This window comes from Streptomyces sp. NPDC088747, from assembly GCF_044751025.1.
In the GTDB taxonomy this organism is placed as follows: Bacteria; Actinomycetota; Actinomycetes; order Streptomycetales; family Streptomycetaceae; genus Streptomyces.
Window position 1 is genome coordinate 311,802 of sequence record NZ_JBIVKZ010000011.1, and the last position, 26,173, is coordinate 337,974.

At 71.5% G+C, this 26,173-nt stretch carries 15 protein-coding genes; 13 read left to right on the forward strand and 2 right to left on the reverse strand.

The genetic code is table 11. The features are described from left to right. Positions 1-166: 166 nt before the first annotated feature. Complete coding sequence (locus ACIP79_RS25985) at positions 167-1,399, reverse strand: Ig-like domain-containing protein (RefSeq protein WP_401227008.1); 1,233 nt, start codon at positions 1,397-1,399, stop codon at positions 167-169. Positions 1,400-1,552: 153 nt separating this feature from the next. Between ACIP79_RS25985 and glgX the strand changes: the two genes are divergently transcribed. The 10 genes from glgX (at position 1,553) to ACIP79_RS26035 (ending at position 18,441) form a co-directional block, all read left to right on the forward strand. Beyond that, positions 1,553-3,808, forward strand: a complete 2,256-nt coding sequence (glgX, locus tag ACIP79_RS25990; RefSeq protein ID WP_401227009.1) for a glycogen debranching protein GlgX — start codon at positions 1,553-1,555, stop codon at positions 3,806-3,808. A 155-nt stretch (positions 3,809-3,963) separates the two neighbouring features. Next, positions 3,964-4,059, forward strand: coding sequence for a putative leader peptide (locus ACIP79_RS25995; RefSeq protein ID WP_383682983.1), 96 nt, complete (start codon positions 3,964-3,966; stop codon positions 4,057-4,059). 125 nt (positions 4,060-4,184) lie between these two features. Next, a complete protein-coding gene (locus ACIP79_RS26000; protein ID WP_401227012.1) occupies positions 4,185-5,597 on the forward strand; it encodes a sulfatase in 1,413 nt (470 codons plus the stop codon). A 114-nt stretch (positions 5,598-5,711) separates the two neighbouring features. Then, a complete protein-coding gene (locus tag ACIP79_RS26005; protein WP_401227014.1) occupies positions 5,712-7,532 on the forward strand; it encodes an ABC transporter ATP-binding protein in 1,821 nt (606 codons plus the stop codon). Beyond that, positions 7,529-9,412, forward strand: coding sequence for an ABC transporter ATP-binding protein (locus ACIP79_RS26010; RefSeq protein WP_401227015.1), 1,884 nt, complete (start codon positions 7,529-7,531; stop codon positions 9,410-9,412). Before ACIP79_RS26005 ends, ACIP79_RS26010 begins: the two co-directional genes overlap by 4 nt. A gap of 41 nt (positions 9,413-9,453) precedes the next feature. After that, positions 9,454-11,346, forward strand: coding sequence for an ABC transporter transmembrane domain-containing protein (locus tag ACIP79_RS26015; protein ID WP_401227016.1), 1,893 nt, complete (start codon positions 9,454-9,456; stop codon positions 11,344-11,346). Beyond that, on the forward strand, positions 11,343-13,100 hold the full coding sequence (locus ACIP79_RS26020) for an ABC transporter ATP-binding protein (RefSeq protein WP_401227017.1): 1,758 nt from the start codon (positions 11,343-11,345) through the stop codon (positions 13,098-13,100). The genes ACIP79_RS26015 and ACIP79_RS26020 overlap by 4 nt, the downstream gene beginning before the upstream one ends. 754 nt (positions 13,101-13,854) lie before the next feature. After that, positions 13,855-15,918 (forward strand): M4 family metallopeptidase, encoded by a 2,064-nt coding sequence (locus ACIP79_RS26025; RefSeq protein ID WP_401227018.1) that lies wholly within the window; start codon positions 13,855-13,857, stop codon positions 15,916-15,918. 285 nt (positions 15,919-16,203) lie between these two features. Then, on the forward strand, positions 16,204-17,865 hold the full coding sequence (locus ACIP79_RS26030; RefSeq protein WP_401227019.1) for a M4 family metallopeptidase: 1,662 nt from the start codon (positions 16,204-16,206) through the stop codon (positions 17,863-17,865). Positions 17,866-17,934: 69 nt separating this feature from the next. Next, a complete protein-coding gene (locus tag ACIP79_RS26035; RefSeq protein ID WP_401227021.1) occupies positions 17,935-18,441 on the forward strand; it encodes a DUF1990 family protein in 507 nt (168 codons plus the stop codon). A 56-nt stretch (positions 18,442-18,497) separates the two neighbouring features. Here the strand turns inward: ACIP79_RS26035 and ACIP79_RS26040 are convergent, their stop codons facing one another. Next, positions 18,498-21,128 carry a glycosyltransferase family 1 protein gene (locus tag ACIP79_RS26040; protein WP_401227039.1) on the reverse strand — a complete coding sequence of 877 codons (2,631 nt, stop codon included), beginning with the start codon at positions 21,126-21,128 and terminating at the stop codon, positions 18,498-18,500. A 342-nt stretch (positions 21,129-21,470) separates the two neighbouring features. On the opposite strand from ACIP79_RS26040, the gene ACIP79_RS26045 reads away from it, so the two are divergent. From ACIP79_RS26045 to ACIP79_RS26055, 3 genes are all read left to right on the forward strand, one after another. Then, positions 21,471-22,703, forward strand: a complete 1,233-nt coding sequence (locus ACIP79_RS26045) for a S8 family peptidase (RefSeq protein ID WP_401227022.1) — start codon at positions 21,471-21,473, stop codon at positions 22,701-22,703. A 954-nt stretch (positions 22,704-23,657) separates the two neighbouring features. After that, on the forward strand, positions 23,658-25,682 hold the full coding sequence (locus ACIP79_RS26050; RefSeq protein WP_401227024.1) for an alpha-1,4-glucan--maltose-1-phosphate maltosyltransferase: 2,025 nt from the start codon (positions 23,658-23,660) through the stop codon (positions 25,680-25,682). Then, on the forward strand, positions 25,679-26,173 hold a 495-nt coding region (locus tag ACIP79_RS26055), incomplete at its 3' end, for an alpha-amylase family glycosyl hydrolase (RefSeq protein ID WP_401227026.1). The genes ACIP79_RS26050 and ACIP79_RS26055, both read left to right, overlap by 4 nt.

A 26,173-nucleotide genomic window follows, 5' to 3' on the forward strand; every position in this document is an offset into this window, starting at 1 on the left:
CGCACGGCCTGGTCAGGCCCGCACCCCGGCGCGTCCCACGCGCGTATCGCGCTAATTAATCACACGGCCGGAAGAGATGGATCCCCGCGATTGTCACCGTTCAGTCCCAACTTCAACTGTCCGAGGGACGGGGCCGGGAGCCGTGCGCGCGTACCGCTATGTCGCCCTACTTCACCGCCCCGCCCGCTTTCCACGCCTTCCAGCTCATGTTCCACCCGCCGAGTCCGTTGTCGGGGGCGACCTGTCTGTCCTTGCTGTTGACGACCTCGACGACGTCACCGATGAGGCTGCGGTCGAAGAACCAGCCCGCGGGGCTGTCCGAACTGCCGCCCTTCACGTCCTTCAGACCCACGCAGCCGTGACTGACGTTGGAGTTGCCGAAGACGCCCTGCGCCCAGTAGTTGCCGTGCAGGAAGGTCCCGGAGCTGGTGAGGCGCATCGCGTGGGGGACGTCCGGGATGTCGTACTCGCCCTTGCCGTCGGCCTTCTTGAAACCGACCGTGGCGCCGTTCATCCGGGTCACCTCCAGCATCTCGGTGACCACCATCTTCCCGTTGTACGTGGTGCTCTTCGGAGCACCCGCGGTGATCGGCACGGTGGCGAGGAGCTCGCCGTCGCGGCGTACCTCCATGGTGTGTTCGGCGGCGTCGACCAGGCTGACCTGGCCGCGCCCGACCGTGAACGAGAAGGTCCTGTCCTGGAGCCCGTACACGCCGGGAGCCGCCTCGACGTCCCGCAGCCCCAGGCTGACCGTGACCTCGGTGCCCGGCTTCCAGTACCTCTCGGGACGGAAGTCGAGCCGGTCCCTGCCGAACCAGTGCGGACGGATCTCGACCGCCGGCTCCGCCCGCACCCGGATGGCGCGCTCGACGGCGGCCCGGTTCCCGATCTCCCGGTTGAACTCCAGGGAGACGATCATTCCGGTGCCGACGGTGGAGCGGTTCTCCGGGGTGACGTATCCGATGAACCGCTCGTCGGGGACGTACGTCGTGAACGTGGTGTGCCGGGCCGAGCGCCGTCCGTACCCGTCGACGGCCACGGCGTCGACGCTGTACTTGGCGGCGAGCGCGAGCCGTTCGTCGTCGGGCCGCCAGCGCAGTCCGTCCTCGGAGATGTGCCCCGGCACCGGCGACTCCTGGGCGTCCTGCTCCTTGACGACCGTCACCGACTCAAGGCGCCCGCCGGGCACCCGCACCTGGATCGTCTCGTCCGGCCGTACCGCCTTGCTGTTGTCGTCCGGCGAGACCCGGATGACGTCCTCGGGCGACGGTGGCTTGCCCAGAACCTCGTCCGTCCCGTCCGACGTGCAGCCGGCGGCTCCGGCGAGTAGTCCGGCCCAGGTCAGTACGGCGGCCAGCGCGGCCCCTGCGCGCCGCGCGCGTGTCTCTACGTGCTTCACGCAGGGCCCAACGACCGCGCCTCTCCGGGGAAACGTGAGTGCGAGCCAAGCGCTGGGCAGAACAGTGGGGAGGACGACGCGAACAGGAGCCGCGGCCGGGACGCCGCAGGCCTCCTGACCGTGCTCGCCCCACGAGCCGCGGGAGGCTGACCGGTGTCGAGCGCACCCGAGCAGGAGGCAGTTCAGGAGGGGCGGGCGACGGGCGGCAAAGTGCCGGCGCAACCCGCCCCCCTGGTCAACGGCGCGGCGCGCGCGGCGCCCGCCGTGCAGGTGTGGCCGGGTGCCTCGACCCCGCTGGGCGCGCGCTTCCGCGTGGGCCCCGACGGCGTCACGGGCACCAACTTCGCGCTGTGGGCGGGCGGCGCGGAGTCCGTCGAGCTGTGCCTCTTCGACGAGGGGGGCGCCGAGATCCGCGTCCCGCTGACCGAGCTCACCCACGAGATCTGGCACGGCTTCGTGCCCGGTGTGCTGCCCGGCCGCCGCTACGGCTTTCGGGTGCACGGCCGCTGGGACCCCTGGACCGGCGCCCGCTGGAACCCGGCGAAGCTGCTCCTGGACCCGTACGCCCGTGCCGTGGACGGCGACTTCACCCTGCCGCCCGAGGTGTACGGGCATGTCCGCGACTGGCCCCAGCAGCACGTCGCGGACACGGTGCGCGACGACCGGGACTCGGCGCCGTACGTCCCCAAGGGCGTCGTGGTCCACGACGACGAGGACTGGTCGGACGACCACCGCCCGAAGACCCCGTGGGCGGACTCGGTGATCTACGAGCTGCATGTGCGCGGGTTCACCCGGCTGCACCCCGGCATCCCGGAGGAGCTGCGCGGCACCTACGCCGGGCTGGCGCACCCGGCCGCCGTCGACCACCTGGTGCGGCTCGGCATGACGGCCGTGGAGCTGCTGCCGGTGCACCAGTTCGCGCACGAGGACCATCTGCTGCGCAAGGACCTGAAGAACTACTGGGGCTACAACTCGATCGGGTACTTCGCCCCGCACGCCGGCTACGCGGCCTCGGGGACCACCGGTCAGCAGGTCGGCGAGTTCAAGCGGATGGTGCGGGCGCTGCACGCCGCCGGTATCGAGGTGATCCTCGACGTCGTCTACAACCACACCGCGGAAGCAGGCGAGTTGGGGCCCATGCTGTCCCTGCGCGGGATCGACAACCGCGGGTACTACCGGCTGCAGTCCGACGCGCGGCGCTACACGGACTACACGGGGTGCGGAAACACGCTGCACGTGGTGCAGCCGCACGTGCTGCGACTGATCACGGACTCACTGCGCTACTGGGTGACCGAGATGGGCGTCGACGGCTTCCGGTTCGACCTGGCGGCGGCGCTCGCCCGGTCCATGCACGACGTCGACATGCTGTCGCCGTTCCTCGCCGTCATCGCGCAAGATCCCGTACTGCGCCGGGTGAAGCTGATCGCCGAGCCCTGGGACGTGGGATCCGGCGGATATCAGGTCGGCGCCTTCCCACCCCTGTGGACGGAGTGGAACGACCGCTACCGCAACGCCGTGCGGGACTTCTGGCGGGGCGCCCTGCCGGACGTACGGGATCTGGGCTACCGGCTCTCGGGGTCGAGCGACCTCTACGCGTGGGGCGGCCGGCGTCCGTACGCCTCGGTGAACTTCGTGACCGCCCACGACGGTTTCACGCTCCGGGATCTCGTCTCCTACGAACGCAAGCACAACGAGGCGAACGGCGAGGGCAACCGCGACGGCACGGACGACAACCGCGCGTGGAACTGCGGGGTCGAGGGCGAGACGGACGACGAGCGGGTACGGGCCCTGCGGCGACGGCAGTTGCGGAACCTGCTGACGAGTCTGCTGCTGTCGACCGGGGTGCCGATGCTGGTCGCGGGCGACGAGTTCGGGCGGACCCAGGGGGGCAACAACAACGCCTACTGCCAGGACAACGAGGTCAGTTGGGTCGACTGGTCCCAGCTCGACGACCCCGGGTGGCGGAGCCTGTTCGAGCTGACGTCACGGCTGATCGCGCTGCGGCACGAGCACCCCGTGCTGCGGCGGCGGGCGTTCTTCTCCGGGCGGGCGCACTCCGTGGACGGGCTGCGGGACCTGGCCTGGTTCACCGCGCGCGGCACGGAGATGACGGAGCGGGACTGGTACGCGCCCGCGGCGACGCTGGGGATGTACCTCTCGGGGCGGGACATCCCGGGGCGGGACGCGCGCGGGGTGCCCGTGGTGGACGACAGCTTCCTCACGGTGCTGCACGCCGGGGACCGGCCAGTGGGTTTCGTCCTGCCCGGACCGCCCTGGGCCTCGCAGTACGAGGTCGTGGTGGACACCTCGCGCGAGTCGCAGGAGGAGGCTCCCGGAGTGCGGCACCGGGCGGGGACGGCGATCACGGTGCCGGCCCGCGCGGTGCTGTTGCTGCGGGTGGTGGGGTGAGTTCCGTTCGCCCCCGCCGCATGTCCCGGGGGCTCCGCCCCCGGACCGCCGCATCGCGTTGACGCGGTCGTCCTCGAACGCCGGACGGGCCGGAACGTCCATCGTGTGGACGGCGTCTTGACGGCCCAGCGTCAGCGCTGGCACCGTCCGTGGTCATGAGAATCTCCGCTGATCACCCGCGCGCGCTCGTCGCGCTCGTGGAGCGGCGCCACGTCGACCTGTGCCGGCAGTCCAGCGCCATCTGTCGCTGACCCCGCGGTCTTCACTGCTCTCCCTCTCTCCCTCTCACCCTCTCTTCTTCTCCTTTCTCCTCGTCTCCTTCCTGATTCCTTCCTGCGTGTCCCGCCGCGGGACACGTCTGTTCTGAGGAACCCGCATGTCCGAAATATCCCGTCGGGTCTTCGGCGGTCTGATCGGTGGCGGCGCTGTGACCGCCGTCGCAGGTACGGCCACCGCCACCGAAGCAGCCGCCACCGAGAGGCCGTTCCGGGCCCGTACCGCCGCCGCCGGATCCCGCCGCCGCCCCAACTTCCTCGTCATCCTGGGTGACGACCTCGGCTGGGCCGACCTCTCCTCGTACGGCGCACCGCACATCAGAACGCCGAACCTGGACCGGCTGGCCCGCCAGGGCGTGCGGTTCACCGACGCCTACTCCGGGTCGGCCACCTGCTCGCCGACCCGGTTCAGCCTCTACACCGGGCGCTATCCCGGGCGTACGAAGGGCGGGCTCGCCGAGCCCATAGCCAACAGGACCCAGGGGCTCGACCCCAGCCACCCCACTCTCGCCTCCCTGCTGAGGAAGGCCGGCTACTCCACCGCGCTCATCGGCAAGTGGCACTGCGGCTTCCTGCCGGACTACGGGCCCACCAAGTCCGGCTGGGACGAGTTCTTCGGCAACTTCGGGGGCGTACTGGAGTACTTCTCCAAGCTCGGGCAGCTCGGCGACTACGACCTGTACGAGGGCGACGCGGCCTACAAGGACCTGCGTTACTACACGGAGGTGCTGACCGAGCGGGCCGTGGAGTACGTGAGCCGCGACCACGACGAGCCGTGGCTGCTCAACCTCAACTTCACCACCCCGCACTGGCCCTGGCTCGCGGAGGACGACGCGGAGACCGGAGCCGAGATCGCGGCGCGGATCCGGGCCGCGAGCGGTCCGGCCGAGGTGACCGCGGCGCTGCTGCACAACGACGGCGGCTCGGTCGAGAAGTACACGCAGATGGTGCAGAGCCTCGACGCCGCCGTCGGCGAGGTGCTCACCGCGCTGCGCCGGGCCGGGCAGGAGGAGAACACGGTGGTGCTGTTCGCCAGTGACAACGGCGGCGAGCGCTTCTCCTACAACTGGCCGCTCAGCGGCGAGAAGGCCTCGCTGCTCGAAGGCGGCATCCGGGTGCCGACCATCGTGCGCTGGCCCGCCCGGCTCGACGGCGGCCAGGTCAGCCACGAGCCGGCGTTCTCGCCCGACTGGACGGCGACGCTGCTGGAGCTGGGCGGCGCGCGGCCCGAGCCGGCGTATCCGCTGGACGGCACCAGCCTGGCGGGGTATCTGCTGCGGGACGAGGAGGTCGGCGAGCGTGACCTGTTCTGGCGGGTCCGGGGCAGCCGGGCGCTGCGGCGCGGCGACTGGAAGTACCACCGGGCCGCCGACGGTGTCGACCACCTCTACGACCTGAGCGCGGACTCGCGTGAGCAGGCCGATCTCGCCGCGGACCGGCCGGAGTTGCTCGCGGAGCTGAAGGCGGCCTGGGAGAGGACGGACGGCGGGCTGCTGCCGTACTCGGCCGCGTAGTCGGCCGGACAGCCCCACGACCGCGAAGAGCGCAGGTCGTAGGACCAGCGACCGACGCCGTTACGGCTAAAACTCGGTGGGCTGTGTCAGTGGCGAACCGTAGGCTCGCCACTGATGTCCACAACAGATGCAGTGACCAAGGACCACACCGGGACCGAGGACCGCGCCGAGCCCCCCGCCCCCGCCGGCCGTTCCACCGTGCGCAGTCTGCTGCGCCTGTGGCCGTACGTGCGGCCGGTGCGGGCGCGGCTGTTCACCGCGGCGTTCGTCGCGGTCGTGGCGTCCTGTACGGGGCTGGTGTTCCCGCTCGTCATGAAGTGGATGGTGGACGGTCCGGTGGCCGGCCACGACACGCGGGGTGTCTGGCTCGGGGCCCTGTATCTGCTGCTGCTCGGGATCGCCGAGGCCCTGCTGTTCGGACTACGGCGATGGCTGGTGGCCCGGCCGCTGGCGGGCGTCGAGGCGGCGATGCGGGCGGATCTGTTCCGGCATCTCCAGCGGCTGCCGGTCGCCTTCCACGACCGCTGGGCCTCCGGTCAGCTGCTGTCCCGGGGCACCACGGACCTGATGCTGCTGCGGATGTTCCTGGCCTTCCCGCTGACCTTCCTGCTGGTCAACACCGTGACGATCCTCGCGGGCATCGGCATCATGCTGGCCCAGGAGTGGACACTCGGGCTGCTGCTGCTCGCACCCGCGGCGCCCGTGATAGTCGTCTGCTGGCTCTTCGAGCGACGGTACGCGGAGGTGGCCCGGCGGGCGCAGGACCAGGTGGGCGATCTGACGACGGTCGTCGAGGAGAGCGTGCTCGGCATCCGGATCATCAAGGGCTTCGGGCGTCACCGGAGCCAGGCGCACGCCTTCCGCGAGCTGTCCCGGACCCTGCGCGGGACGGAACTCGCCAAGGCCCGCCTCCTCGCCACCATCTGGGTCGTCATCGTCACCCTCCCCGAACTCGCCATCGGCGCCGCCCTCGTCCTCGGCACGGTCCAGGTCGCCGACGGCGACCTCTCCGCCGGTACTCTGGTGGCCTTCCTCTCCACCGCTCTCGCCCTGCGCTGGCCGGTCGACTCGATCGGCTTCCTGCTGGCCATGAGCCAGGAGGCGGCGACGGCCACCGAGCGGTACTTCGAGGTGATGGACTCGGAGCCGGAATCCGCGGGGATCTCCGCGAGCGCCGACGGAACGGGCGGGGGCGGCCTGCGGTTCCACGACGTTCGGTTCCGCTACCCGGACGCGCCCGCGGACACCCCGCCCGTCCTGGACGGCGTCGAACTGCACATCCACCCGGGCGAGTCGATGGCACTGGTCGGCGCGACCGGCACCGGCAAGACCACCCTCACCGCTCTCGTACCCCGGCTCCACGAGGTGACGTCCGGCCGGATCACGCTGGACGGCGAGGACATCACGGCGATGCCGCGCGAGGAGCTCCGCGCCCGGGTGGCCGTCGCCTTCGAGGAACCCACCCTGTTCTCCGCCAGCGTCGGCGAGAACGTGCTCATGGGAGCCGGGGAAGGCGCGGGAGAAGCGGAGCTGGACCGGGCGCTCGGCGTCGCGCAGGCGGACTTCGCGCACGCGCTGCCGCAGGGCACGGCGACGCAGGTCGGCGAGCAGGGCCTGAGCCTCTCCGGGGGCCAGCGGCAGCGGCTGGCCCTGGCCAGAGCGGTCGTCGGCAGCCCTCGCTTCCTGGTCCTCGACGACCCGCTGTCGGCGCTGGACGTCCACACCGAGGCCGCGGTCGAGGCGGCCCTGCGCCGCGTACTGGCGGAGACGACCGCGCTGATCGTGGCGCACCGTCCGTCCACGGTCCTGCTCGCCGACCGGGTCGCCCTGCTCTCCGGCGGCCGGATCGCCGCGGTGGGCACCCACCACGAACTGCTGCGCACGAACACCGAGTACGCCCATCTGATGTCGGGCATCGAGGAGGACGACCGATGACGGCGCCGACGACGACCGCGCCGGGCAGAGGCAGCGGCGAGGGAGAGGGAGAGGGCAAGGGCAGGAGCCCGCGAGAATCCTCTCGGCACGCGGACCCCTTCGACCACGACGACCTGCCCACGCCCCCGGGCGCGACGGGCGCGCTGCTGCGCTCGCTGCTCGCCCCGCTCAGGTCACGGGTGGTCCTGGCCGCCGTCCTGCTCCTGCTCCAGCAGGCCGCCGTCCAGGCCGGTCCGCTCCTCGTCGCGTACGCCATCGACCGCGCCGTACCGGCGTTCAGGCACCACGACAACGGGCCGCTCATCGCGGTGGCCGTCGCGTACCTGTTCTGCTCGGTGGCCTCCGGCAGCCTCCAGTACGCGTTCATACGCGCCTCCTCCCGCGTCAACCAGGACGTGCTGCTGGACCTGCGCGGCCGTATCTTCCGGCACGCGCAGGCGCTCAGCATCGACTTCCACGAGCGCTACACCTCGGGCCGGCTGATCTCGCGTTCCACGACCGACGTCGAGTCGCTGCGCGAACTGCTCAGCGAGGGGCTGCAGGAGCTCCTCATGGTCATCCTGTCCTTCGTCTACATCTCGGCGATGCTGCTCTGGCTCGACCTGGGGCTCGGCGCGGTGGCGGTGGCGTCCTTCGTGCCGCTGTATCTGCTCATCCGTATCTACCAGCGCCGCGCGGGCCGCGTCTTCGCGAACCGTTCCACCGCGATCGCCTCCGTCATCGTGAAGTTCGCGGAGACCATGAACGGCATCCGCCCGGTGCGCGCGTTCCGCCGCGAGGCCGCCAACGACGCGGAGTTCCGGGAGCTCAACCGGCGCCATGAGCGGACGAACGGCGACGCCCTCGTGGAGATGGCCCGCTATGTCGTCGGCTCGCGTCTGGTCGCCAACACGGCGGTGGCCGGGATCGTGCTGTGGGGCGCGTCCCGGGTGGTCTCGGGCTCGCTGGCGCTGGGTGTGCTGGCCGCGGCGGTGCTGTATCTGCGCCGGCTGTACGACCCGATAGACCGCCTGGGCATGTTCCTCAACTCCTACCAGTCGGCGGCGGCCTCGCTGGAGAAGATCGCGGGTCTGCTGGCCCAGGTCCCCTCCGTGCCGGAGCCTGCCGCGCCGAGGCCGCTGCCCGCCCTCGCCTCCGAACACCCGGGCCGCGAGGTCGTCTTCGACGGAGTCCGCTTCGGGTACCGCACGGGCGGCGAGATCCTCCCCGCCTTCGACCTCACGCTGCCGGCCGGCCAGACGGTGGCGGTCGTCGGCTCGACGGGCGCGGGCAAGTCGACCCTCGCCAAGCTGGTGGCCCGTTTCTACGACCCCACCGGCGGCCGGGTCCTCCTCGACGGCGTCGACCTGCGCGAGCTGTCCGTGCCCGAACTGCGGCGCGGGGTGGTGATGGTGACGCAGGAGGCGTTCCTGTTCTCCGGCACGGTCGCGGAGAACATCGCCATCGGCCGCCCCGACGCGACCCGTGCGGACATCGAGGGCGCCGCGAAGGCCATCGGCGCCCACGACTTCATCAGCTCCCTGCCCGACGGCTACGACACGGACGTACGCAAGCGCGGCGGTCGCATCTCGGCGGGCCAGCGCCAACTGGTCGCCTTCGCGCGGGCGTTGCTCGCCGACCCGGCCGTCCTCATCCTCGACGAGGCGACCAGCTCACTGGACGTGCCTGGTGAACGGGCTGTCCAGCGTGCCATGTCGACGGTGCTGCGGGGCCGTACGGCGGTGGTCATCGCGCACCGGCTCTCCACCGTGGAGATCGCCGACCGGGTGCTGGTGATGGAGGGGGGCCGGGTGGTCGAGGACGGCACGCCGGACCAACTCGTCGCCGGTACGGGCAGGTTCGCGGATCTGCACCGGGCGTGGCAGGACAGCCTCGTCTAGCGCGTCGGACAGTTCGAGTCAGGGAGGGGGAGCGGGAGCGGATGATCGACGCGTACGAGGACCCGGGCACGCCCGACTGCCGTAGCGGCGGCCGGTATCTGTGGTGGCTGTGCACCCGGCAGGCGCGCCGGGCGGTGGCGGGGGCGCTGCTGGCGAGTGTCTGGATGGGGCTCCTGGCCCTGACGCCGTACATGCTGTCGCGGGCGATCGACGACGGCCTGGAGCCGGGTGACCAGAGGGCGCTGTTCGGCTGGGCCGCCGCCCTGCTGGGCGCGGGGGCGTTCAACGCTTTCCTGGGCGTGCTGCGGCACCGCACGATGACCAAGCTCCGGATGGACGGCCACTTCCGTACGGTCAAGGTCGTGGTGGGGCAGGCGACCCGGCTGGGGGCCGCGCTGTCGCGCCAGGTGGGGGCGGGCGAGGTCGTCACCATCGGGGTCGGCGACGTCCAGACGATCGCCACGTCCCTGACCGTCGTCGGCCCCGGCGTGGCCGCGGTCCTCACCTACGGCGTCGTGGCCGCGCTGCTGCTGTCGGTCTCGGTCCAGCTGTCCGTCGTGATCCTGCTCGGGGTGCCGGTGATCGCCGTGCTCCTCGGCCCGATGCTGGGGCGGCTCCAGGGCGCGGAGACCGGGTACCGCGAGCGGCAGGGTGTGCTGACCGCCCGGATCGGCGACCTCGCGGGCGGCCTGCGGGTCCTCAACGGCCTGGGTGGCAAAGGGCTGTTCGCCGACGCCTTCCGCCGTGACTCGCAGGAGTTGCGGGCGCAGGGGTACCGGGTCGGGGCGGTGACCAGCTGGGTGCAGGCACTCGGCCTCGGGCTGCCGACGGTGTTCCTCGCCGTGGTGACGTGGCTGGCGGCCCGGCTGGCCGCCCAGGGGTCCATCACCATCGGCGAGTTGGTGTCCGTGTACGGCTATGTCGCCGTCCTGGTGATGCCGGTGGCGTTCTTCATCGAGTGCGGCTATCAGGTCAGCCGGGGGCTGGTGGCCGCCCGGCGGGTGGTGCGGTTCCTGGCGCTGGAGCCGATGGAGTTCGTGGAGCCCTCGGACTCTCCGGGCGTGGCCGTCGGCGCCGTCGGCACCCGTGACGCCCCGGCGGAACCGTCCACGCTCCGCGACCCGGAGTCGGGCGTCCAGGTGGCGCCCGGCAGGCTGACGGCGCTGGTCGGCGCCCGTCCCGCGGACTCGGCCGGCGTGGTCGACCGGCTGGGGCGGTACGCGGAGTCGGCGGCGACCTGGGGCGGCGTACGGCTGTCCGAGGTCCCCCTGTCGCAGGTGCGGAGGCGGATCCTGGTCGCGGACAACGAGGCGGACCTGTTCGCGGGCACCCTGCGCGAGCTGGTCTCCGGCCGTGGCGACCACGACGAGCGGGCCGTCTCGCGGGCCGTGCACGCGGCCGTCGCGGACGACATCGTCCGCGGGCTGCCGGACGGGCTCGACTCGGCCGTCGACGCGCAGGGCCGCAGCCTCTCCGGAGGCCAGCGGCAGCGGGTACGCCTGGTGCGGGCGCTGCTGGCCGATCCCGAGGTGCTGCTCGCGGTGGAGCCCACCTCGGCCCTCGACGCCCACACCGAGGCGACCGTCGCCACCCGGCTGCGGGTCGCGCGCAGCGGCCGTACGACCGTGGTGACCAGCACGTCACCGCTGCTGCTCGACCAGGTGGACACCGTGTCCTACCTGGTGGACGGCAAGCTCGCCGCCGTGGGCAGCCACCGTGAACTCCTCGACGGGGAGCCTGGATACCGCGCGCTGGTGGCCCGCGGCGCGGACGCGACGGACGACGGCGGGGAGGCGACGGGCGTCGGGGCGGGCTCGATGGGCGTCAGCGCGCACGCGACGGACGACGGCGCGGACGCGACAGATGGCGGGGCGGATCGCGGCGCCGGTCTGGGGCGGGCGGGCGGCGTGGGCGCGGAGGGGGCTGTGCGATGAGTGGGCATCTGCCGGTGGCCGAGCAGGCCGATGTGCGCCGGGCGTCCGTCCGGCTGGTCCGGGCGGACCGGCGGGCCTTCGCCGTCCTTCTCGGCCTCAACTCGCTGGCCGCCGCGGCGGGACTGGTCGGGCCCTGGCTGCTCGGCCGGATCATCGACGACGTGCGGGCCGGAGGCGGGGTCGACGTCGTGGACCGGCTCGCGCTCGTCATCCTGGTGTGCGCGCTGGCGCAGTTGGTGCTGGCGCGCACCGCCCGGTATGTGGGACACCGTTTCGGGGAGCGAACGCTGGCGCGGGTGCGCGAGGAGTTCGTCGAGCGGGCGCTCGCGCTGCCCGCCTCGGTCGTGGAGCGGGCCGGGACGGGCGACCTGACGGCGCGCGGCACCGCGGACGTCGCGATGGTGGGCACCACCCTGCGCGACGCGGGTCCCGAACTGCTCATCTGCTCGGTCCAGTCGCTGTTCATCCTCGGCGCGGTCTTCGTCCTCGACCCGCTGCTCGGTGCCTGCGGTGTGCTGGGCCTGACCGGCATCTGGTTCGCCACGCGCTGGTATCTGCGCCGGGGCCGCACCGCCTATCTCGCCGAGGGTGCCGCGACCTCGGAGGTCGCGGAGATCCTCGCGGCCACCGCCGCGGGCGCCCGCACGGTCGAGGCGTTCGGGCTCCAGCGGCGCCGGACCGCCGCGAGCCGGGACGCGATCGAGACACTGCGCCGTACCCGGATGCGGACCCTGTTCCTGCGCAACGTGTTCTTCCCGCTGGTGGAGGTCTCCTACGTCGTCCCCGTGGCCGCCGTTCTGCTGGTGGGCGGCGCGCTGCACGCGCGGGGTGCGATGAGCCTGGGTGCGGTGGTCGCGGCGGCGCTGTACCTGAACCAGCTCGTCGATCCGCTGGACACGATCCTGAACCGGGTCGAGCAGTTGCAGAGCAGCAGCGCCTCCTTCGCCCGGGTGGAGGGGCTCGCCCGGGCCCCGCGGGCCACTTCGAAGGCCGGCTCGCCCCTGCCGGCGGACGACCGGATCGACGTGACGGACGTGCGCTACTCCTACGACCGCGGGGGTGAGGTGCTGCGCGGGGTCGACCTGATTGTGCGTCCCGGGGAACGGCTGGCCGTGGTCGGGCCGTCGGGCGCCGGGAAGACCACCCTGAGCAGGCTGCTCGCCGGGGTCGACGCGCCGCGCTCGGGCTCGGTGACGGTGGGCGGGGTGCCGATCGTGGGCCTCGATCCCGAACTGCTGCGACGGCAGGTCGTCCTGGTCACCCAGGAGCACCACGTGTTCCTCGGCACGGTCCGGGACAATCTGCTGATCGCCGAACCGGCCGCCACGGACGAGGAGTTGTGGGCGGCCCTCGCGGCGGTCGGCGCCGACGACTGGGCGGGTGAACTGCCGGACGGGCTGGACACCGAGCTGGGCGCCCACGGACACCCCACGGACGGTTCGCGGGCCCAGCAACTCGCCCTCGCCCGCGTCGTCCTGGCGGACCCGCACACGCTGATCCTCGACGAGGCCACGGCGCTCCTCGACCCGACGACCGCCCGCCACACGGAGCGCGCGCTGGCCGCCGTACTCAAGGGACGCACTGTCATCGCGATCGCGCACCGGCTGCACACCGCGCACGACGCGGACCGGGTGGCCGTCATGGAGGACGGCCGACTGACCGAACTCGGCACACACGAGGACCTGGTGGCCGCCGGGGGCGCGTACGCGGAGCTGTGGCATTCGTGGCACGGAGAGAGCCCGTCCGCCATGTGACCCGCTTCGCCGTGCGCGGAACGCGGGCGGTCAGTTGCCCGGCCGGCAAGGGGAGTCGGGCGGCTGCCGTCGGCCGCCGTGCCGAGGCCGGCCCTCCAGTACGGCGAACTTGTCAGCACGGCGACGGGGCGCGACCAGGCGTCCGGCCGCGCGACGCGCCGGGCGGGCGGCGGGCCAGGCGTCCGGCGGCTGGCGGATGGCGGCTGGCGGCTGGCGGGGCCAAGCGGTCAGCCCGACGGACGACCACCCTGGGCAGCGCGTCGGGCGGGCAGCGCGTCGGGCGACCAGCCCATCGGCCGGACAGACAGCCGGCCAGCCGCTGCGGCGGTCAGCCGGCCAGCGGCTGGACGGTCAGCGGCCACACATCCAACGCGCCAGGCGGACAGCCCGTCGGCTGGTCAAGCACACAGCCGGTGAGCCGACCAGCCCCCCGGCCACGCCGCACCCACCCCCCACCACCCACACACGCTCAACCAACGCTCCGTATACCGAACATGACCATCCGGACAACGAACTATTTCCGGCCAACTTGTTGACACGCTCCTGACAGACAGCGCATTCCCCTGCCACTCTTCCCACGGCTACTTCACAGCAACCCCACAGCTTCACCGGCAACAGCGCCGTGAAGTGCCGCAACACCTCCGCACCTGCACCCGCACCTGGTTCCGCGCACCGCCCTGTTCTGCCCGGACGGTCACCCTTCGTCCGGTCTCCCCTGGCCGCGCGACCCGCGGCCACGCAGAAGGAGTCAGTGTTGAGAAGCAGCTCCCCTCACAGACGCACCTCCCACAGCCCCGCCTCCGGCGCCACCCGGCGCCGCGCCGCGGCCGTCGCCCTCGCCGGCGTCGCCGCGCTGATCGCCACGGCCGTCCAGTCGGGCGCCGCCACCGCGGCCCCGGAGAAGGCACCGTCGGCCGCCGGCAAGGTCAACCCCGGCGCCGTCGGCGTGAAGCTCTCCCCCGCCCAGCGCGCCGCGCTGATACGCGACGCCGACGCGGCCAAGGCGGACACCGCCGACGACCTGAACCTCGGCGCCAAGGAGAAGCTCGTCGTCCGCGACATCGCCAAGGACGCGGACGGCACGCTCCACACCCGCTACGAGCGCACCTACGCCGGACTCCCCGTCCTCGGCGGCGACTTGGTGGTCGAGACCGCCAAGTCGGGCGCGACCGAGGGCGTCGTCAAGGCGACCCGGTCGCCCATCGAGCCGGCGACGACCACCGCGGCGCTGCCCGCCGCCAGGGCCGAGACCCAGGCGCTGGCCGCCGCGAAGGCGGAGAAGGCCAAGAGCCCCGACGTCAACCGGGCGCCCCGCAAGGTCGTCTGGGCCGCGAGCGGCACGCCCACCGTGGCGTGGGAGACGGTCGTCGGCGGCTTCCAGCACGACGGCACCCCGCAGGAACTGCACGTCGTCACGGACGCCACCACCGGCGCGAAGCTGTACGAGTGGGAGGCGATCGAGACCGGCACCGGCAACACGGTGTACTCGGGCACGGTCAACCTCGGCACCACACAGGCGGGTTCGGCCTACAACCTCACCGACGGAACACGCGGCGGCCACAAGACGTACAACCTCAACCGCGGCACCTCCGGGACCGGCACCCTCTTCTCGGGCTCCGACGACGTGTGGGGCAACGGACTGGCGTCCAACCTGGAGTCGGCCGGCGCCGACGCCCACTACGGCGCGGCACTGACCTGGGACTACTACAAGAACGTGCACGGCCGTTCGGGCATCAGGGGCGACGGTGTCGGCGCGTACTCCCGCGTCCACTACGGCAACAACTACGTCAACGCCTTCTGGTCGGACAGCTGCTTCTGCATGACGTACGGCGACGGTTCGGGCAACGCCAACCCGCTGACGTCGATCGACGTGGCCGCCCACGAGATGTCGCACGGCCTCACCTCCGCCACCGCGGGCCTCGTCTACAGCGGCGAGTCCGGCGGCCTGAACGAGGCGACCTCCGACATCTTCGGCTCCACGGTCGAGTTCTACGCGGCCAACTCCTCCGACGTCGGTGACTACCTCATCGGCGAGGAGATCAACATCAACGGCAACGGCACGCCGTTGCGTTACATGGACAAGCCGAGCAAGGACGGCGCGTCCAAGGACAGTTGGTACTCCGGGATCGGCTCGATCGACGTCCACTACTCCTCGGGCCCGGCGAACCACTTCTTCTACCTGCTGAGCGAGGGCAGCGGCACCAAGACCATCAACGGCGTCTCCTACGACTCGCCCACCGCCGACGGACTCCCGGTCACCGGGATCGGCCGCGCGAAGGCGGAGCAGATCTGGTTCAAGGCGCTCACCACGAAGTTCACCTCGACGACCAACTACGCGGCGGCCCGTACCGGCACGCTCGCGGTCGCCGGTGAGCTGTACGGCACCACCAGCACCGAGTACAAGGCGGTGCAGGACGCGTGGGCCGGTGTCGCCGTCGGAGCGCGCTCCGGTGGTGGCGGCGGTGGCGGTACGTCGTTCGAGAGCACGGCCGACGTATCGATTCCGGACAACGGCGCGGCGGTCACCTCGCCGATCTCCGTCACCGGGCGTACCGGCAACGCGCCGACGAACCTCGCGGTCGCCGTGGACATCGTGCACACCTACATCGGTGACCTCCAGGTGCAGCTGGTCGCGCCCGACGGCACGGCGTACACGCTGAAGGCGTACGGCACCGGCGGAAGCGCGGACAACCTCAACACCACCTACACGGTGAACGCCTCCTCCGAAGTCGCGAACGGGACCTGGCTGTTGAGGGTCCAGGACAACGCGGCCGTGGACACCGGCTACATCAACAGCTGGAAACTGACGTTCCCGTAGGGGTTCACCGCAGACAGGGCGCCGTCCCGGAGGTTCAACTCCCCGGGGCGGCGCCCTCTTTTGCCTGGTCCGGAGTTTGACTTGACGTCTCCTTTGCGGAGAACGAAGCCGCGTCGCACAGAGTGATCTTCACTCGACCGATGCTTTCCGGCCAAGATACGGAGGCACTCATGACATGTACGCGGCGCAAGTGCCACTCTTCCACCGCACGGCTCACCCGCACCGCAACTTCACCTTCCGTTCGGCCACCCCACGCCGTCCGGTCGCCCCCACCAAGGAGTTCGCGTGACCCACCTCTACGCGCGTCACAAGCGCACCACTCTGGCCATCGCCACCGCCGTGGCCGCCGGCGCCCTGCTCGCCACCGGTATGACCACCGGTGCTTCCGCCGAGTCCTCGGCGGCCCCCACAGCCAGGCCGACCCTCCCGGGCGCCCAGATCCAGCTGTCCCCCGCGGCACGCACCTCCCTGATCAAGGAGGCCGACGCGGCGACCCCGCGAACCGCCGAGGAGATAGGTCTCGGCGCCAAGGAGAAGCTGGTCGTCAGAGACGTCAGCAAGGACGCGGACGGCACGGTCCACACGCGCTACGAGCGCACGTACGCCGGACTCCCGGTCCTCGGCGGCGACCTGGTCGTCCACGAGAGCGCGTCCGGGAAGACCGAGGGCGTCACCAAGGCGACGAAGGCGACCATCAAGGTGGCCTCCCTCACCCCGTCCGTCACCTCCGCGAAGGCCGAGAAGCAGGCCCTGACCGCCGCCAAGGCCGCCGGCTCGGAGAAGACCACGGCCGACCAGGCGCCCCGCAAGGTGATCTGGGCGGCGGACGGCACCCCGGTCCTCGCGTACGAGACGGTGGTCGGCGGGCTCCAGGACGACGGCACCCCGAACGAGCTGCACGTCATCACCGACGCGGCCACCGGCGCGAAGCTCTACGAGTACCAGGGCATCGAGACCGGCACCGGCAAGAGCCTGTACTCGGGCACGGTCACCCTCGGCACCACGCTGTCGGGCTCGACCTACCAGCTGACCGACACCTCGCGCGGCAGCCACAAGACGTACAACAAGTCGCACACCACCAGCTCGACCGCGGGCACCCTGTTCACCGACGCGGACGACACCTGGGGCACCGGCGCGGCCTCCAGCTCGACCACCGACCAGACCGCGGCCGTCGACGCCGCGTACGGCGCGCAGGTCACCTGGGACTTCTACAAGAACACCTTCGGCCGCTCCGGCATCAAGAACAACGGCGTCGCGGCGTACTCCCGGGTCCACTACGGCAACGCGTACGTCAACGCCTTCTGGGACGACAGCTGCTTCTGCATGACGTACGGCGACGGTTCGGGCAACGTCAAGCCGCTCACCTCGCTGGACGTCGCGGGCCACGAGATGAGCCACGGCGTCACCTCCAACACCGCGGGCCTCAACTACAGCGGTGAGTCCGGCGGCCTGAACGAGGCCACCTCCGACATCTTCGGCACGGCGGTCGAGTTCTACGCGGCCAACTCCTCCGACGTCGGCGACTACCTCATCGGCGAGAAGATCAACATCAACGGCAACGGCACCCCGTTGCGCTACATGGACCAGCCGAGCAAGGACGGCGCGTCGGCCAACTACTGGTCCTCGTCGCTGAAGAACCTGGACGTGCACTACTCGTCCGGTCCCGCCAACCACTTCTTCTTCCTGCTGAGCGAGGGCAGCGGCGCGCGGACGGTCAACGGGGTGAGCTACAACTCCCCGACGTACAACGGCTCCACGATCACCGGCATCGGCCGGGCCAAGGCCGTACAGATCTGGTACAAGGCCCTGACCCAGTACATGACGTCGACGACCACGTACGCGGGCGCCCGCACGGCGACGCTGAGCGCGGCTTCGTCGCTGTACGGCTCCGGCAGCACGGAGTACGCGACCGTCGCGGCCGCCTGGAGCGCGATCAACGTGAGCTAGTCGGCACATAGCAGACTGGGCGGCACCCGGAGAGAAGGCGACTCCGGGTGCCGCCCTACGCTGTGCCCCATGCCGTACACGTACGAGGACGTGGGCGCGACCCGCGAGGACCGCTGCCCCCCGGGCTTTCACCGACTGCACGTGCGCACCCGCGTCGGCGAAGGCGAGGCCGTCTTCCGCCGAGCGTCCGAAGCCCTGATGACCTGGGAGATGCACCGGGAGCTCGGCGGCGTCACCATCACGACCGACGCCGACAGGGCCGCACCCGGTGTCGACGTCACGGTCGGCCTCGGCCCCATCAAGGCGCCCTGCCGTGTCGTGTGGACGGTGGAGGAGTACCGCCGCACCGCCTGGGCGTACGGCACCCTCACCGGCCACCCGGAGTGCGGCGAGGAGGCCTTCGAGATAACCCGTACCGGCGACGGCACCGTCTGGCTCACCATCACCGCCTTCAGCCGCGCCGCCAAGTGGTACACGAAGGCGGGCGGCGCCGCGGCCCGGGGAGTGCAGCACGCCTACGCGCAGCGGTGCGGGAAGGTCCTGCGGAGGCTGTGCGCCCCCTACGAACCGGCCTGACCCGCACCGCCACGAACGCCCGGCGCCCGCGCCCCTCCCGACCGACGGTCACGGGCTCACCGCATCAGCACGCCCGCCCCCTCCACCAGACCCTCCGAAGGCACCGCGACCAGCCCCAGTTCCGCCGCCGAGGCCAGCAGCCGGTGCGCGGGCAGGATCCGCACGGTGTAGCCGAACGGCCCGGTCCGGTCCAGGGACAGCGGGCCCTCGTACGCCCAGCAGCCGTCCGGGTCGGGCCCGCCCACCGGTTTCAGCGGGACGCACAGCGCGTCGGCGATGCGGTCGTCGGAGTCGACGCGGCCCGCGACCGCCTGCACCTCGACGTCGTCGGGGGCGAGGCCTCCGAGAGCGACGCGGACGCGCAGCGAGAGCGTGGTGCCCAGTTCCGCGGAGGTCGTGGCGGAGGAGGCCTCGACGTGGTCGACGGTGACGTGCGGCCAGGCCGAGCGGACGCGTGACTTCCAGGCTGCCAGTTCGCGGGCGGTGTCCGCGTCGAGGGCGCGGTGGGCGCGGGCGGCGGGCGCGTAGAGACGCTCCACGTACTCACGGACCATCCGCCCGGCCAGCACCTTGGGTCCGAGGTGGGTCAGGGTCTGGCGGACCATCTCGATCCAGCGGTCGGGCAGGCCGCCCTGGCCGCGCTCGTAGAAGCGCGGTGTGACGCGCTGCTCCAGCAGGTCGTAGAGCGCCGCCGCCTCCAGGTCGTCACGCCGGTCGTCGTCGGTCGCGGTGCCGTCGGCCGTCGGGATCGCCCAGCCGAAGTCGGGCCGGAACCACTCGTCCCACCAGCCGTCCAGGACGGACAGGTTGAGACAGCCGTTCAGCGCGGCCTTCATCCCGGACGTGCCGCACGCCTCCAGCGGACGCAGCGGGTTGTTCAGCCAGATGTCGCAGCCGGGGTAGAGCTTCTGCGCCATCGCCATGCCGTAGTCCGGCAGGAACACGATCCGGTGCCGCACCCGCGGATCGTCCGCGAACCGGACCAGCTCCTGGATCAGCCGCTTGCCCCCGTCGTCGGCGGGGTGCGCCTTGCCCGCGATGACGATCTGGATCGGCCGCTCGGGGTGCAGCAGCAGGTCCATCAGCCGGTCCCGGTCCCGCAGCATCAGGGTCAGCCGCTTGTACGAGGGGACGCGGCGCGCGAATCCGATGGTGAGGACGTCGGGGTCCAGGACGCCGTCGATCCAGCCCAGTTCGGCGCTGCCCGCGCCGCGCTGCCGCCAGGACGCGTGCAGCCGCTCCCGCACCTCCACCACCAGTTGCTCGCGCAGCACGCGCCGCAGGTCGAAGATGTCCTGGTCCGGGATGTCGGCCACGGCGTCCCAGCGTTCCGAGCCACCGGCCGTCATCGCGTCCTCGGCGCGCTGGGCGCCGATCTGCCGTGCCCCGAGCCGGAAGACCTCCGGCGCCACCCAGGTCGGCGCGTGTACGCCGTTGGTCACCGAGGTGATCGGCACCTCGTCCGCGTCGAAGCCCGGCCACAGGCCCGAGAACATCTGGCGGCTGACCTGACCGTGCAACAGCGAGACACCGTTGGCGCGTTGGCCGAGCCGCAGGCCCATCACCGCCATGTTGAAGAGGTTCGGCTCGCCGCCGGGATAGGTCTCCATGCCCAGGCCGAGGACGCGTTCCACGTCGATGCGCGGGAGTTCGGCGTCCGGGCCGAAGTGGCGGGCGACCAGCTCACGGTCGAAGCGGTCGATCCCGGCGGGCACCGGCGTGTGGGTGGTGAAGACGGTGCCGGCCCTGACCGCTTCGAGCGCGGCCTCGAAGTCCAGCCCGCCGTCGGCGAGTTCGGCGATGCGCTCCAGGCCGAGGAACCCCGCGTGCCCCTCGTTGGTGTGGAACACCTCGGGCCGCGCGTGGCCGGTTAGGCGGCAGTACGTCCGTACCGCCCGGACCCCTCCTATGCCCAGCAGCATCTCCTGGAGGAGCCGGTGCTCGCTGCCGCCGCCGTACAGCCGGTCGGTCACCCCGCGTTCGCCGAGGTCGTTCTCCTCGACGTCGGAGTCGAGCAGCAGCAGCGGCACCCGGCCGACCTGGGCCAGCCAGACCCGGGCACGCAGCGCACGGCCGCCCGGCAGGGCCAGCGAGACCTGGGCCGCCGATCCGTCGGCCTCGCGCAGGGGCACCACCGGCAGTTCGTTCGGGTCCAGGACCGGATAGTGCTCCTGCTGCCAGCCGTCCCGTGACAGGGACTGCCGGAAGTAGCCGTGCCGGTACAGCAGGCCCACGCCGATCAGCGGAACGCCCAGATCGCTGGCGGCCTTCAGATGGTCACCCGCGAGGATGCCGAGGCCCCCGGAGTACTGGGGCAGCGCGGCCGTGATGCCGAACTCCGGCGAGAAGTAGGCGATGGCGGCGGGCAGTTCGGGGGCCTGTGTCTGGATCTGGGTCTGGTACCAGCGGTCGCCGGTCACGTAGTCACGCAGATCGTCGGCGGCTGCGGCGAGCCGGCGCAGGAAACGCCGGTCCTCCGTGAGTTCGGCGAGCCGCGCGGGAGCCACGCTGCCGAGCAGGCGTACGGGATCGCCGTCGGAGGCGGCCCAGCGCTCGGGGTCCACGGACTGGAAGAGGTCACGGGTCTCGGCATGCCAGGACCAGCGCAGGTTGCGCGCCAGGTCACTGAGCGGGTGAAGGGCTTCGGGGAGAACGGGCCGGACGGTGAATCTACGGATTGCCTTCACGAGTTCCACCTTCACGCGGGACGTAAGCGGCAGGGCGTACGCGGCGGAGGAACGCACCTCCTTGTGCGGCCTTCGTCACCCCACGACGGTAGCGGCGAGGGTGCCTCCGCGACACGGCGCATCCGTCGGGCGCACTCGCTCCCGGCGCCCATCTCCGCCGCCGTCCACGCGAGAGCGGCGCCGATTCAGGGGCAAAAAGATATATGGCCGATTCCGCCCTCCTGTGCGGCCTTGTGGCGCTTCACACCGCACGAGAGGCTGCCAAGTGGTGTGCCTCCCGCTCCCGGCCCGCACCGGCCCGGACCGGTCGCGTACACCGTGTCGAGGAGGGGAAACCAAGTCATGGCACGGACGAGAAGACGGCGTCTGCGCTGGGCGGGAGGCCTCACCGCGGTGACGACGGCCGCGGTGCTTTCGGCCATCACCCTGCCCGCGCACGCCGCCCCCCAGGGGCGGGTACTCGGCGCCGGTGCTCCCGGTTCGATAAGCGGAAGCTACATAGTGACGCTCAAGGGGGGATTCCGGACACCGGAGACAGGACCGGAGGGGAGTACGAGCGCGCTGTCCGCGACGGGCAGGAGCATCGCCGGGAAGTACGGGGCGAGAATCAGCCACACCTACGGCACGGCTCTCAACGGCTACGCCGTGCGGGCCGACGAGGAGCAGGCCCGGCGGCTCGCGGCGGACCCCCGTGTGGCGTCGGTCGCGCAGGACACCAGGGTGGCGCTCGAAAGCAGCCGGCCGAGACCGCCCTGGGGACTGGACCGCATCGACCGGCCGAAACTGCCGCTCGACGGCAAGTACACCTATCCCGCGTCGGCCGGCAAGGGCGTGACGGTGTACGTGATCGACACCGGCATCCGGACCTCGCACAAGGACTTCGGCGGCCGGGCGAGCTACGGCTGGGACTTCGTCGGAAACGACAGGACCGCCAAGGACGGCAACGGCCACGGCACCCATGTCGCCGGCACCGTCGCGGGCAGCGCGTACGGCGTCGCCAAGAAGGCCAGGGTCGTCGCCGTCCGGGTCCTCGACAACAACGGCTCCGGCACGACCGCGCAGGTCATCGCCGGTATCGACTGGGTGACCAGGCACGCGAGGAAACCGGCGGTCGCCAACATCAGCCTCGGCGGGTACGGCAACGCGCAGTTGGACGCCGCCGTACGCAACTCCATCGCCTCCGGCGTGACCTACACGGTCGCGGCGGGCAACGCCGGACTGCCTGCCGCCCTCTACTCCCCCGCCCGGGTCGCCCAGGCCATCACCGTCGGCGCGAGCGACGTCACGGACGCGCGGGCGGGCTTCTCCAACACCGGCGCCGCCCTCGACCTGTTCGCGCCCGGAGTGGCGATCACCTCGGCGTCGTACGCCAGTGACACGGGGAAGGCGACCTTCTCGGGTACGTCGATGGCGAGCCCGCACGTGGCGGGCGCGGCGGCGCTCTATCTGGGCGGCCATACCAGGGCCACACCGTCCCAGGTGGGCAAAGCCCTGGTTAAGAACGCGGTTCCGGGGAAGATCTGGGGCGCGGGTGCGGGTTCCCCGAACAGGTTGCTCCAGGTCGGTACACGCTGACAAGCTGCGGGAACAGGCACCGGCCTCGCCCTCACCGGTCGAGGCCGGACCTGTGCGCGGACGTACGCGCGAGTAGTTAACAAAGTGCCGGTTGCCCACCCGAATAGGGTGGGAAGGCTCCACCGGTACGCCCCGCAGACCTCACCTCCCCACACCCTCATCCGCCCACCCACGTTGACGCGGACAGGAGCGGTCATGCCCGCCACGCACCACACGTCGCCACCCCCGACGTCCACCCCCGACTCACCGCCCACACACGGCGCCGACGCGGACGCCGGCCCCCCGGAGAAACCCTCCACGGCCACCACCGCGGGAACGGCCCCGGAGCCGGGGAAGCCCTCGGCCGCGGCGGAGACCCTGGAACCCGGGAAGCCCACGGTCGCTGCGGAGTCCCCGGAACCCGCGAAGCCCACGGTGCCGGCGAAACCCGCGGAGCCCTCGGCCACCGCGGAGTCCCCGGAACCGGCAATGCCCACGGTCGCGGCGGAAACCCCGGAACCCGCGAAGCCCGCGAAGCCCGCGACCGCGGCGAAGCCCGCGAAAACCGCCGAGCCCACGGTGTCGGCGAAACCCGCGGAACCCGCCAAGCCCACGGGGGCGGCGAAGCCCGCGGCGTCCGCGACTTCGGCGGCTCCGGTGGCTTCGACCACACCCACGGCCCCCGTGACGTCCGCGGCTCCCGCAGGACCCGCGGCTTCGCCGGAACCCTCGGTCCCAGCGGGTCCAGCGGCTTCGGCGGCTTCGGCCGGTCCGGCCACACCCACGGGCCCCGTGACATCCGCGGCTCCCGCAGGACCCGCGGCTTCGCCGGAACCCTCGGTCCCAGCGGGTCCAGCGGGTCCAGCGGCTTCGGCGGCTTCCGCGGCTTCGGCCGGTCCGGTCACCCCAGCGGCTTCGGCCAGTTCAGCGGCTCCAGCCACTCCGGCCACACCCACAGGACCGGCGGAGCCCCCCGTGGCCATCGGGCGGATTCCGCTTCTCGACGTGCGGCCGGTCGTCGATCGCGGGCGGTGGCCGGCCAAGGCGGTGGTCGGGGAGGTGTTCGAGGTCTCGGCGACGGTGTTCCGCGAGGGACATGACGCGGTCGCGGCGAACGTCGTCCTGCGGGACCCGGAGGGCCGCACCGGCCCCTGGACGCCCATGCGAGAGCTGGCGCCCGGCACCGACCGGTGGGGCGCCACGGTGTCCGCCGGGAAGGCGGGGCACTGGACGTACACGGTGGAGGCGTGGGGAGATCCCATCTCCACCTGGCGCCGGCACGCGGGGATCAAGATCCCGGCCGGCATCGACACCGAACTGGTCCTGGAGGAGGGCGCCCGGCTTTACGAGCGCGCGGCCACCGGCGTACCGAAGAGCAAGGGCCGCCGCGACGTCCTCCTCGCGGCCGCCGACGCGCTGCGCGACACGGCTCGCCCCGCCCCGGCCCGCCTGGCCGCCGCGCTCACCCCCGAGGTGGACGGGATTCTCGCCCGCCACCCGCTGCGCGAACTCGTCACGTCCTCCGAGCCGTTGCCCCTGAAGGTGGAGCGGGAACGGGCCCTGTACGGCTCCTGGTACGAGTTCTTCCCGCGCTCCGAGGGCACCCCCGACCAGCCGCACGGCACCTTCCGTACCGCCGCCGAGCGGCTGCCCGCCATCGCGCGGATGGGCTTCGACGTCGTCTACCTCCCACCGATCCACCCCATCGGCGGCACCTTCCGCAAGGGCCCGAACAACACGCTGTCCGCGGGCCCGCAGGACGTCGGCGTGCCCTGGGCGATCGGCTCCGCGGAGGGCGGCCACGACGCCGTCCACCCGGACCTCGGCACGATCGACGACTTCGACGCGTTCGTCAGCCGGGCGGCTCGCGAGGGCATGGAGATCGCCCTCGACTTCGCGCTCCAGTGCTCCCCGGACCACCCGTGGGTCCAGAAGCACCCGGACTGGTTCCACCACCGCCCGGACGGCACGATCGCGTACGCGGAGAACCCGCCGAAGAAGTACCAGGACATCTACCCGATCGCCTTCGACAAGGACATGCCGGGCCTGGTCCAGGAGACGCTGCGGGTGCTGCGGTACTGGATGAGCCACGGCGTACGGATCTTCCGCGTCGACAACCCGCACACGAAGCCGGTGGTGTTCTGGGAGCGGGTCATCGCGGACATCAACCGCACCGACCCGGACGTGATCTTCCTCGCGGAGGCGTTCACCCGGCCCGCGATGATGCACACGCTGGCGAAGACCGGCTTCCAGCAGTCGTACACCTACTTCACCTGGCGCAACACCAAACAGGAGCTGACCGAGTACCTGACGGAGCTCTCGGGCGAGGCAGCCGCGTACATGCGGCCCAACTTCTTCGTCAACACCCCGGACATCCTGCACGAGTTCCTCCAGCACGGCGGCCGTCCGGCCTTCGAACTGCGGGCGGTGCTCGCGGCGACCCTGTCGCCGACGTGGGGCGTCTACAGCGGCTTCGAACTCTGCGAGAACGCTCCGGTGCGGCCCGGCAGCGAGGAGTACCTGGACTCGGAGAAGTACCAGCTCCGGCCGCGTGACTGGGAGTCGGCGGAGCGTGAGGGACGTAGCCTCGCACCCCTGCTGGGCAGGCTCAACGCGATCAGGCGCCGCAGTCCGGCCCTGCGCCAGTTGCGCGACATCCACTTCCACCACACGGACCAGGAGTCGGTCATCGCGTACTCGAAGTCGGTTCCGGACAGCGGCGAGGACAAAAGCACCACGGACGGACGCGGTTCGAACACGGTTGTGGTGGTAGTCAACCTCGACCCCCACCACACCCAGGAGGCGACGGTCTCGTTGGACATGCCACAACTCGGCCTGGACTGGCACGAGTCCGTGCCGGTGCGCGACGAGCTCACCGGCGAAACCTTCTACTGGGGCAGGGCGAATTATGTGCGTCTTGAGCCAGGGCATCGTCCCGCGCACATCCTCACCGTCCTGCGACCGTCCTCACCGCAGATCGGAGGGTCACCCACCATATGATCGTCAACGAGCCCGTCCCGGATACGTTCGAGGACACCCCGGCCAAGGACCGCGATCCCGAGTGGTTCAAACGCGCCGTCTTCTACGAGGTCCTGGTCCGCTCCTTCCAGGACAGCAACGGCGACGGAGTCGGCGACCTCAAGGGCCTGACCGCGAAACTCGACTACCTGCAATGGCTGGGCGTCGACTGCCTGTGGCTGCCCCCGTTCTTCAAGTCACCCCTGCGCGACGGCGGCTACGACGTCTCCGACTACACCGCCGTCCTGCCCGAATTCGGTGACCTCGCCGACTTCGTCGAATTCGTCGACGCCGCCCACCAACGCGGCATGCGCGTGATCATCGACTTCGTCATGAACCACACCAGCGACCAGCACCCCTGGTTCCAGGAATCACGCGCCAACCCCGACGGCCCCTACGGCGACTACTACGTCTGGGCCGACGACGACAAGCAGTACCAGGACGCCCGCATCATCTTCGTCGACACCGAAGCC

Bases quoted from the DNA above. Each gene is read 5' to 3' on its own strand.
- ACIP79_RS25995 (WP_383682983.1), top strand. From the start codon at position 3,964: ATGAGAATCTCCGCTGATCACCCGCGCGCGCTCGTCGCGCTCGTGGAG.
- ACIP79_RS26000 (WP_401227012.1), top strand. From the start codon at position 4,185: ATGTCCGAAATATCCCGTCGGGTCTTCGGCGGTCTGATCGGTGGCGGC.
- ACIP79_RS26005 (WP_401227014.1), top strand. From the start codon at position 5,712: ATGTCCACAACAGATGCAGTGACCAAGGACCACACCGGGACCGAGGAC.
- ACIP79_RS26010 (WP_401227015.1), top strand. From the start codon at position 7,529: ATGACGGCGCCGACGACGACCGCGCCGGGCAGAGGCAGCGGCGAGGGA.
- ACIP79_RS26015 (WP_401227016.1), top strand. From the start codon at position 9,454: ATGATCGACGCGTACGAGGACCCGGGCACGCCCGACTGCCGTAGCGGC.
- ACIP79_RS26020 (WP_401227017.1), top strand. From the start codon at position 11,343: ATGAGTGGGCATCTGCCGGTGGCCGAGCAGGCCGATGTGCGCCGGGCG.
- ACIP79_RS26035 (WP_401227021.1), top strand. From the start codon at position 17,935: ATGCCGTACACGTACGAGGACGTGGGCGCGACCCGCGAGGACCGCTGC.
- ACIP79_RS26045 (WP_401227022.1), top strand. From the start codon at position 21,471: ATGGCACGGACGAGAAGACGGCGTCTGCGCTGGGCGGGAGGCCTCACC.